General features: G+C 58.7%; 8 protein-coding genes. All 8 read right to left on the bottom strand.

Features of this window, described 5'->3' with window-relative positions:
• Positions 1-77: 77 nt before the first annotated feature.
• Positions 78-1,055 (bottom strand): FecR domain-containing protein, encoded by a 978-nt coding sequence (locus tag KVG95_RS29085; protein WP_217858889.1) that lies wholly within the window; start codon positions 1,053-1,055, stop codon positions 78-80.
• On the bottom strand, positions 1,056-1,571 hold the full coding sequence (locus tag KVG95_RS29080) for a sigma-70 family RNA polymerase sigma factor (RefSeq protein WP_217858888.1): 516 nt from the start codon (positions 1,569-1,571) through the stop codon (positions 1,056-1,058).
• 81 nt (positions 1,572-1,652) lie between these two features.
• Entirely contained in the window at positions 1,653-2,837 is a 1,185-nt protein-coding gene (locus tag KVG95_RS29075; protein WP_217858887.1) for an aminotransferase class V-fold PLP-dependent enzyme, read from the bottom strand.
• Positions 2,838-2,853: 16 nt separating this feature from the next.
• Complete coding sequence (locus KVG95_RS29070) at positions 2,854-4,098, bottom strand: MFS transporter (RefSeq protein ID WP_217858886.1); 1,245 nt, start codon at positions 4,096-4,098, stop codon at positions 2,854-2,856.
• Between the two features lie 16 nt (positions 4,099-4,114).
• The gene (locus tag KVG95_RS29065; protein ID WP_217858885.1) at positions 4,115-5,965 is read right to left on the bottom strand and encodes an IucA/IucC family protein; all 1,851 of its coding nucleotides are present in this window, start codon (positions 5,963-5,965) and stop codon (positions 4,115-4,117) included.
• A 48-nt stretch (positions 5,966-6,013) separates the two neighbouring features.
• Positions 6,014-7,162 carry an NAD/NADP-dependent octopine/nopaline dehydrogenase family protein gene (locus KVG95_RS29060; RefSeq protein WP_217858884.1) on the bottom strand — a complete coding sequence of 383 codons (1,149 nt, stop codon included), beginning with the start codon at positions 7,160-7,162 and terminating at the stop codon, positions 6,014-6,016.
• 26 nt (positions 7,163-7,188) lie between these two features.
• The gene (locus tag KVG95_RS29055) at positions 7,189-8,232 is read right to left on the bottom strand and encodes a PLP-dependent cysteine synthase family protein (protein WP_217858883.1); all 1,044 of its coding nucleotides are present in this window, start codon (positions 8,230-8,232) and stop codon (positions 7,189-7,191) included.
• 14 nt (positions 8,233-8,246) lie between these two features.
• Positions 8,247-9,641, bottom strand: coding sequence for a Y4yA family PLP-dependent enzyme (locus tag KVG95_RS29050; protein WP_217858882.1), 1,395 nt, complete (start codon positions 9,639-9,641; stop codon positions 8,247-8,249).
• Positions 9,642-10,043 lie beyond the last annotated feature (402 nt).

Genomic DNA, 10,043 nt, shown 5'->3' with positions numbered 1-10,043 from the left:
CCTGACCCACCGCTTTCGCGAGCAAGCCCGCTCCCACAGGTATTTGTGCTGAATTCAGTAAATGTGTTTAGTCCCGCTCAGGCAGGAGAAAGCGTGACCCAATAGCCGCTTAAATGCCCGGTGGCGATCACCGGGTACGTTTGCACGAGCATGTTCAGGGTGCGTTGCGTGTCGCTGATGGGGAAGGCGCCGGAAATGCGCAGATCGGCAATGGCCGGATCGCAGCGCACGAAGCCTTTGCGATAGCGCGCCAGTTCGGTGATGAAGTCGGCCAGACGTACGTTGTCGGCCATCAGCATGCCTTGGCTCCAGGCGCTGACGGCGCTGTCCACCGGGTTCAATCGGCCAAAGGCTTGCGCGGAAAAATCGGTGCGTTGCCCGGCATTGACGATTAATGGGGCGACGTGACTGTCACGGGGCAATTCGACTCTGACTGCGCCGTCCAGCACGGCAAGGTGGGTGCGGGTCTGCCATTCGCGAACGGTAAACCGTGTGCCCAAGGCCTGCATGCGCCCCTGACGGGTGCTGACCAGAAAGGGCCTGGCCTGGGGCAATACATCTGGCGCGGTTTGCACCAGAATTTCGCCTTCGCGCAAGTTGATCAGTCGCTGGTTAGCGTCGAACAGCACGTCGATGGCGGTGTCGGTGTTCAGGGTGATGCGCGAGCCGTCGGCCAGGGTCATTTCACGACGTTGGCCCACGGCAGTTCGGTAGTCGGCCGTCCATTGCTGCGATTCCACCAGCTTCCAACTGCCCCAGCCGGCGGGCAGTACGGCGAGGATGGTCGCCAGTTTTGCCAGTGCGGTGCGTCGTTCGGGATTGCTTGGGCGGTCCAGCGTCGACATCGCCAGCGACGGCGGCAGCCCGCCGAGCTTGCTTTGCAGCAATTGCGCACGAGACCAGGCGCGATGCCGCTCGGGACTGCTGACACGCCAGCATTCCCATTCGGCACGCTGGGTTTCGTTGAAGTCGCTTTCGCTCAGACGCATCAGCCATTCGGCGGCTTCTTCGAGAATTCGCGGATCGATTTGCGCGTCACCGTGGCGAGTCGACATTCACTCCACCAGCATCAGGCATTGCACGAAGGCCTGCTTCATGTAGCGCTTGACGGTAATCAGCGAGACGCCCAGTTGTGTGGCGATGTCCTCGTATTTCAGCCCGCCGATCTGCGATAGCAAAAACGTACGCTTCACCAACGGCGGCAGAGAGTCGAGCATCGCGTCGATTTCGTGCAGGGTCTCCAGCACCATGAAGCGCAGTTCGGGGGAGGGCACTTCGGGCGCGGGCAACAACGCCAAGGCATCCAGGTAGGCGCGTTCGAGCGCCTTGCGCTGATACCAATTGACCAGGATGCCCTTGGCCACGCAGCTCAGGTAAGCCCGAGGCTGCTCAATGACCGCGACCCGGGACGCGAGTATGCGAGTGAAGGTGTCCTGTGCAAGATCGGCCGCATCCATGGCGTTGCCCAGTTTTTTGCGCAGCGTGGCGTACAGCCAGCCATGATGCCCGCTGTACAGGGCCTCAATTGTGCGCAGATGATTGTAGTGGGTCGCGGGCAAGGTATCGCTCATGGAGGATAATTTTTTGCGATTGAGAAGTATTCCCAATCCTAATGGACGGTGACCCTGCGACGCAAGAGGGGAATCGGTGGCTTACCTTCGCGGCATGCGTTCCAGTGCATGAATCATCGCGTCGATTTCGGCCTCGGTGTTGTAGGCATGGACCGAGGCGCGGCTGACTTCCTGCAAGCCCCGTTGCTGCATGTCGAGCAGGGTCGAGCGGAACGTCGAGGTGGTGACGTTGATCCGTTTGTCTTGTCCCGCCAGCCATTGCTGCACCTGTGCCGCGCCGTGCCCCTGATGGGTAAAGGTGACGATGCCCGACTTGACCGAGCCAGAATCCTGCGGGGCGACGCCGGGCAGGTTGGCCAGTCGGTGGCGCAGGTGGCTCGCCAAGTGTTGAATGCGTTGCCACATCGGCTCGATGCCTTGGGTCAGGGCGTAATCCACCGCAGCGCCGAGACCCAGTTTCGCCGCGACGTTGCATTCCCAGTTTTCGAAGCGTCGGGCATCGGCACGAATCTCGTAGCTGTCGGGTGACAACAGGGCGGCCGAATGCAGGTCCAGAAATGCCGGCTCCAGACGTTCGCACAGAGACTTTTCAATATAGAGAAAGCCCATGCCCCGTGGCCCGCGAAGGTATTTGCGGCTGGTGGCGGCGAGCAGGTGACAGCCGATTTTCTGCACATCGATGGGCATTTGCCCGACTCCCTGGCAGGCGTCGAGCAAAAACAATACGCCCGCAGCACGCGCCAGTGCGCCGATTTCCTCGATGGGCTGGACTGGCCCGCCGTTGGTGGCGATCACCGGCAACGACACCAACGCCACGCGATCATCGCCGAGCATGTCTTGCAAGGCTGGCAGCGATACCTGGCCCTGTTCATCATTTGGGATGATCCGGATCTCGATGCCGCGCAGCTTCTTCAGTTGCAGATAGGGAATGTAATTGCCGGCGTATTCGGTGGTCGACGTCAGCACCACATCCCCCGGCCCCAATGGCAGCGAATAGAACGCCATGTCCCAGGCTCGGGTGGCGTTTTCGATCACCGCGATTTCGTCCGGGCGGGCGTTGATCAGGCGGCCAATGGACCCATAAACGTTTTCCAGCTCAAACGCCCGTTGCCCGGCCGCCTCGTAACCGCCCAGGCGCGCTTCGAGTTGCAGGTGACGGGTCATGACGTCGATGACCGGATCGGGCATCAATGCCGCGCCGGCATTATTGAAGTGGATCAGTTGCTCGACACCCGGAGTGTCGGCACGCAATTGTTCAATGTTCAAACGGGATTCTCCTTGATCAGTCGCCGGGCGGGACCTGACTCGGCTGCATCACCACCGGCCAATAGCGCAGGGCGACAATCGGAATCAGCGCGACCACATAGGCCAGGCAAACAAACAGGTAGGTGTATTGCAAACCATAGACCTGGCTGAGCAAACCACCGGCCGAGATGCCCGCGATGGAGGCGAATTGCGCGGTACTTTGGGCAATCCCCAGGACGTAACCCTGCTGTGAGCTGTCGGCGGTTTTCGAGATCAGTGCCATCAGCACCGGCGTCGTCGCCCCCAGCAGCACGCCCCAAACGAAGTAGGCAATGACAAATACTGCCGGGTTACGGGTGATGCCGGCCAAGGCGGTCAGGCCGATGCAACCGATAACAATGTAGGTGATGCGGTGCAGGGTTTCCTGCTGGCTACGGTGTTCGAAGTAGCGCGACCACGGCGTGGCCGAGATGATGAAACCCAGGGCCAGCAAGCCATAGCACAGGCCGACTACCGAGTTGCTGACCTCGAACACCGAGCTGACATACAGCGAGAACGAAGTCTGCGGCAGCATTCGCGCCAGCAACAGAATCCCCATCACGCCCAGCAACGACAGCAGTGGTGAACCTTGCCATAGGCTGCGTGAACGGCTGATCGGTGCTGCGACATCCACCACCGGTGCTTTCTTCACCGGTGGCACATCCGGCAAGGTCACGGCCGCCACCACGGTGCAGATTGCACAGAGGGCCGCGGCAATGATGTTGATCCAGAAGAATGTCGCGTAATCAAGGATCAGCCCGCCGACCACGGCACCGAGCAACGAACCGACGTTGGTGGATATTTGCAGGATTGCAAACAGCCGCGCCCGGCGTGAAGGCGCTTCGATGCTGACGCCGTAAGCCTGGGCCGGGGCGATGTACCCGGCGAACGCGCCCTGCAAAAAACGCAGGAGCAGGATCACCCAGATATCGCTGAAGAGGGCCAGCCCAAGCTGGGTCAACGACAAACCGGCCAGGGCGCGGATCATCATCAACTTGTGGCCATACCGGTCGCCGATACGGCCCCAGAATGCACTGGTCAGAATAATGCCCAGCATCGGCCCGACGTAGACGGCGATGCTGGCGAAGCTGAACACCGACTCCGACGACGTCAGCCCACGCAGGTGGACGGGCCAGAACGGCCCGCTCATTTCCATCGCGCCCATGGAGATGAGCTGGATCGCGAACAGAAGATAAATCAGGATTCTTACGCTCGAACCCTGGATGGCACCTGCATGGGACATGAGTCAGCCTCGGTGGTTAAACGGCATCAAGCGGGTTGGTCAGCGTGTGCTGCAAGCGATAGTTGGAGTACTGCATCAAGTGCATGCGCAACAACGATCGGGTTGGCCACGGGTCCTGAATGAACGCTTTGCGTTCGACTTCCCACAGCGCCGGCGAGACACGATCGCGCACGGCGGCGAATGCCTGCTCGGTTTCTTCACGCAATACCTCCCACATCCGAGTGTTGTTCAACGCGTACTCCTTCGTCAGCCACAGGGCCATTTCGTGCAGGTGCGTGAGGAACGCAGCGTCCAGCACAAACATGCGTACTGGCTCGATGTCGTCGACGAAAACCGTTGGCAGGATTCCCGGCTGCACGTGCGGTTGCAGGGCGTAGCCGCGCTCTTCAAGTAGCGGCGCGTAGGTTCTGCCATCGCCGAAATCGCGGATCAGCAGACTACGTGCTTTGCCATCCGGAGAAAACAGCACCATGGTGTTTTGCTGGTGGGCTTCGAGCCCGATGCCGTACAACAGGTAGATCGCAACCACAGGCTGGGTGACGACTTTGGCGTATTGGCGGAACCAGCGTTCGACACTGTCGGCGCTGGCCCGAACCCCATCGCGCTCGATCAGGTCAGTGAATAGCGGCCGGCCGCTACCGGGCAAACGGGTGAACAGTGAGGCCACGGTGATCGGCAGGCAATCGTCGCTGCGCTCGAACGCTTGCTGACTGGCGCGATAAACCACTGACAAGTGCCGACCCGGCGCATCGTCCTGGGTGATGGCGTTTTTGTACCGCACGCCGATTTCTTCCGGGAAGATTTCCAGTTGCTGATCGAAACCGTTTTCCGCGGCGAGAATCCGCGTGATCACCGTGCTGATGCGCGGCCCCATGTGAATCGACTTGGCTTGCAGGCTGCGCAGCTCGCTGGTCATCCATAGCGCGATCGGCAATTTGATCAGCGGCGCGCTTTCGTTGAGCACCGGCATCATCGTGCGGTACGACATGGTTGGCAGCGTCGCAATGTCCGGGCCTTCAGTAATCAGGATGCCTTCTTCGATTTCCGCGGCGAAGGTCTTGAGTACGTATGCCTGCAAATGCCAGGCGTGAATCGGCAACGGCATCCACTGAAGTTCGTTCAGGCCTTTGGCGTTGAGCGAAGCCTTCCATTGCTCCCATTGCGCCGGGAAGTTGCTGGCGAACCAGGCGTGATAACTGGTGACGTGGGGCATGCTTTCGCTTTTCGCCATGTCGGCTCGCAGCGATGCAATGCGCAGCGGCACCTGAGCGTTGAACTCCGGGGACAATTGCTCGACTTCGGCATCGCTCAGGCCCGGTCGGGACTTCCAGGTCGGGTAATACGGATGGCCTTCCAGCGAACCCCACTGGTCCAGCAGGATGGCCGCATCCTTGGTGCTGGCGTGCTGGCGAAGATAATCGGTAAAACTGTCGAGCCCGTTGTCTTTGGTTTGCTCGGCCAGTCGGGCATTCCATTGCTGACGATGCTGGCGAGCATGGGCATCGTTCAGCAGGCTGTTTTCCATGTCTGATTTCAATCCGGCGACACCCTCGTCGCTGGGTTCAAAGTCGAAGTTGTCGCGCAGCACATCCAGCAAGTCCTGATGGCTGTGGATCACTTGGCGTACACCTTCATCCGTCAGCAGCACCACGTCGCCGTCATTGACCAGCGTATCGGCAGGGCCCATTGCGATGTCAGAGAAGAACAAATGCGCGCGTGCATTCTTCAGCGCGAATGTGGCTTGTTTGCCATCGGCGGTAAAACTCAGGGCCGTGCGGTCGAGAATGTTTTCGGCAAACAGGCAACGGATCAACCGTCGCAGGGCGTTTTTGCGGGAGAAGGCGATCAGTGTCTTGAGGTCATCCATATCGGCTATCTGCTCGTCGGGAAATAAAGGAAGAGGTTGGCTCGCCACTTAGGCCGTACGCGGCCAATGGCTTGGGAAGTAGTCCAGCGCCGAATCGCGCAAGCCCTGCATGTAGGCCACGCTCCAGTTCAGGACTTCCTCGATGTAAGGGACTTTGAGCTCGAAACGCCTGGCCATTTCCACCAGCAACACCAAGCCGTAGGCGACGTCTTCATTGAAGGCGCGGCTTTCCCGTTCGATCACGTAGCCGGGGCGGTTGTTGTCGGCGGGAACCATGGGCGCGAGGATGTCGTTGTAGGCCTGGTTGGTCCGCAGGATCGACAACATGCTGCTCTGGTCGCGGATCTGCTCGCCGTAAGCCTCGACAATTTCCTGCTTCAAGGATTTGACCGAAGACAGATCGACGCCTAGCCGCTGGCTGATCACCGCGCACAAATCCTGGCTTTCCTGATCCATGCGTTCCAGGAAATAGGCGCCCAGCTCCGGGCACTCGGTCCACCAGCACATGCGTTGCGGGAAAATCTTGCGATGCCACTGGCCATAGGGCCCGATCAGCCCGTAGATCACCGAGCTGTGCATGATCGGATTACCCGGCGTCAGGGTGATTTCCAAATAGTTGTCCAGCAGCGTCACACACGGGCCATATAACACGGTGAGCAGTGTGTGCAGCTGTTGGCGGGAGGCGTCCGATTCGCGGGCATGGGTGGCGACGTAGAGCTGGCTTTTGCTGCCGCCCATTTTGATCGACAGCCCGGGCTTCAGATCGAAGGCGGTGTGCGGCACATCTTTCATGCCCCAGATCACCAGGTTCGGTCGTTCGGCCAGTGCGGCTTCGGCCAGCCAGTCGAAACCGCAGAAGCCTGGAATCGCACCGATGTAGACCGGTTTATCCGCACTCAGGTGCGGCGCGATGGCTTGCAGCATTTGCTGTCGGGCATGGGCCGGCACGGTAATGATCACAATATCGGCGTCCTCGACGGCGACTCGCGCATCGGTGGTTACCCGATCCAGCCGGGCGCTCAGCGTCGAGCCGTCCGGCAACAGCGCTTGCATCGGCGTATGGCGGGTGTGCTGGTCGATCACCTCCGGGTTGCTGGTGAGCATCGAGACCTGAACATTGTGCAGCTGTTTGAACAGGATGGCGTTGAGATGACCGGTCCTGCCACCGCCACAAATGGCGACTTTCAGTGGTTCCATTGGAGCGTTCCTGAGTGGGGAAGGGGTCATGCAACGCTCAGTTGCAGCGGGGTGGAGGTCGCGTCCAGCCATTGGGTCTTGCCCAGCCAGATGTCCAGCTGCGGCGCGACGTCCGGGTCCAGCAGGTCCCGTTCCTCCAGCCATTTGTCATCGAACACGGTGTGCAGGTACTTTTCGCCGCCATCGGCAATCGGTACCACCACATTGCCGGTGAGCACGCCTTTGTGGATCAGTTCCAGGGCCTTGAAGATCGCGCCGCCGGTGGAGCCACCGACCAGCAACGCCATGTGGCGAGCGATGTAGCGTGCGGTTTCGAACGCCTGGGAATCGGTGACTTGCACACCCAGATCGATGCAGCTGTAGTCGAGCACCAGCCCCACGGTGTCGCCGGCGGGAGTACCGGTGCCGGACTGATAGTACGGATAGCCGGGATGGCCAAAGACGATCGACCCGGCGGGTTCCACAGCCACGGTGACCGTGTCCGGGTTGTGCAGTTTCAGCCCGCGAGCGATGCCAGTCATCGAGCCGCCGGTACCGACGCAACCGACGTAGGCACCGATGTCGCCTTCAGCCTGAGCAATGGTCTCGCGCACGAAATCGCTGTAACCGCCGGCATTCGCGGCGTTGTCGGACTGGTTCATGAACACGGCGCCGGGGATCTGGTTCGCCAGTTCGGCGGCCAGTCGCTGGCGTTCGACCACCGCGACTTCATCCTCGCGATAGTTGCCCGCGACGAAGCGCACTTCGGCGCCGAGCGCTTTCATCACGGCGATCTTGTCCTGGGCGGCATGGTGATCGACCACGGCGATGAAATGCAGGCCGAACTCGACGGCCGCCATGGCTAGGCCGATGCCGGTGTTGCCGGAAGAAGACTCGACCACCACGCCACCGGGTTTGAGGCGCCCGGACTTGAGGGCGGCCAGCACCATGTTGCGCGCCATGCGGTCTTTTATGCTGCCGCCGGGGTTGTTCTTTTCAATCTTGAGCAACAGTCTGGCGTGGGTATCCGGAACAGCAATTCCCAACATGGGCGTATTGCCAATAAGGTCTGAGACTTTATTCAATATCATTTCAAGTATTCCCTTTAGTAGTCAGGTGAAAACGCGTAGTTACCTTCCGTACAACAGGTCGCCATCAGCCGCCGGGGCAGGGGATGGCGATGAAACTCGTTCTCCAGCAAGTCCATTTGATAGCCGGCGGTATTGGCATAGATCAATAGATCGCCGGCCTGGGGGCAGGTATTGAAATTGATTAATCGATAAGTGATGACATCGTCATCCAGACAACTATGCCCTGCGATATAGGCCTGCATGGGTATGTGATCTGATACTTGAGCGCTGATCAGGATTGGATCGACCAGATATTCAGACGCGAACCATGTTTCACAAGCACTAAAACTGCTGCCTTCAACGAATATGACCGTTTTATTGTTGGCCAGTTGTTTGGTGCGCGTCACACGAAACAGTGAAATGGCCGCCTGATCAACCAGGCTTCGGCCAGGTTCCAACGCCAAAGTAATATTTTGGGCTTTCAAATAATCAGCGATGGAAAGTCCTGGCGAATGATCAGCTTCCAGAAACAATGCCAGCCATTGGCAAGCCGTCAGGCTACTGCCATAAGGATAAAAAGAGTCCGGGACTGAGTGGTTGTAATAGTCGCTGGGTTTATTGTTGTTCTCCAGGAAACCGGCATAAGCCTGAGGGGCGACATAACGCATCGGCAAGCCGCCGCCGATGTCGATCATGCTCGGGGTCAATCCCATTTCCCGTGCGGCGTCGACAAACCCGCTGAGCTCTCGAAAGGCCTGCGCGCGGCTCTCGAATCCATAACCGCCGAGGTGAAAATGAAAGCCTTCGAAATGGAACGCGTCGGTATGTTCGGTCAGGTACTGCAGGCACTGCAGGAGGTCATTTGCCCCCATTCCAAATCGGCTCGCTGGGCAGCTCTGCGGCCTGTAACGCAGCAAAACCCTGGCTTTGGCGGCTGTTGATCGAGAATCGACGACGGCTTTCAGGTGATCGAACTCTTCCAGCGAATCCACGCAAATCAGCGAACCATGACGCACCAGCGCCTGGTGGAACACTGTTGTTTTGGCTGGGCCCGTTGCGCATAAACGCTCCGGCGCGGTACCGGCACGCAGCGCCGCATCAAGCTCATGGACGCTGGAAACATCGATACCGATACCCGCAGTCGCGGCGGCGCCGAGCAGGCTCTGGGACTTATTGGCCTTGGCACCGTAGAAAATGGCATGACGTACGCCGTATTGATTCAGCACGCTTTGCAGGGCCGTTGCGTTGATGTGAAAAGCATGTGGCCATACCAGATTCAGCGGAGAACCGTTTTGGGACACAAGTTCCAGAAGTGTCTGCGGAAAGTTATGAATCAATCGTTCAACGATTGGGTCAAGCAGCGGTTTAAGTCGTTCAGGCTCATGCACTTCAATTCGCTCTTCGGGTGGCGATGCAGTTGTATTAGGCATAGTTACCCCCTGGCATTGAAAACGTCGCCATTCATATTTCGATAACTAACGGTTATCGATAGGTGAGATGTTGCTTCTCGTCAGTCGCGAGTGATTAAAACCCTGGAGGCGGGTGCCACAGCGCATTTAAAGATAGGCAAATGACCCTAGTGATATTAATGGATTGCATGAGAACCCTATTCCCTGTGGTGTATGCGGATATGGCGATCAGCCATTGGTTAATGGCGTCGCCTATCGATTTAAAGTGCCAGTGCCTGACATTTAAATGACATCACTGCGCTGCTTTCCTTGAAACATTACTTACTTGTATTTTGGAAAAAACCTACGGAACGGGGAGAACCTTATTGCTAACGCGAACGATTATCAAGTAAGGTTTTCACATATTTTGAATATCCACCCCAG

Origin of the sequence: Pseudomonas farris (genome assembly GCF_019145235.1) — a bacterium.
Lineage (GTDB): Bacteria > Pseudomonadota > Gammaproteobacteria > Pseudomonadales > Pseudomonadaceae > Aquipseudomonas > Aquipseudomonas farris.
Note: the sequence above shows the minus strand (reverse complement) of the source record. Positions and strands in the feature narration are given on the sequence as shown.

Bases quoted from the DNA above. Each gene is read 5' to 3' on its own strand.
- KVG95_RS29065 (WP_217858885.1), bottom strand. From the start codon at position 5,965: ATGGATGACCTCAAGACACTGATCGCCTTCTCCCGCAAAAACGCCCTG.
- KVG95_RS29050 (WP_217858882.1), bottom strand. From the start codon at position 9,641: ATGCCTAATACAACTGCATCGCCACCCGAAGAGCGAATTGAAGTGCAT.
- KVG95_RS29055 (WP_217858883.1), bottom strand. From the start codon at position 8,232: ATGATATTGAATAAAGTCTCAGACCTTATTGGCAATACGCCCATGTTG.
- KVG95_RS29060 (WP_217858884.1), bottom strand. From the start codon at position 7,162: ATGGAACCACTGAAAGTCGCCATTTGTGGCGGTGGCAGGACCGGTCAT.
- KVG95_RS29080 (WP_217858888.1), bottom strand. From the start codon at position 1,571: ATGAGCGATACCTTGCCCGCGACCCACTACAATCATCTGCGCACAATT.
- KVG95_RS29085 (WP_217858889.1), bottom strand. From the start codon at position 1,055: ATGTCGACTCGCCACGGTGACGCGCAAATCGATCCGCGAATTCTCGAA.
- KVG95_RS29070 (WP_217858886.1), bottom strand. From the start codon at position 4,098: ATGTCCCATGCAGGTGCCATCCAGGGTTCGAGCGTAAGAATCCTGATT.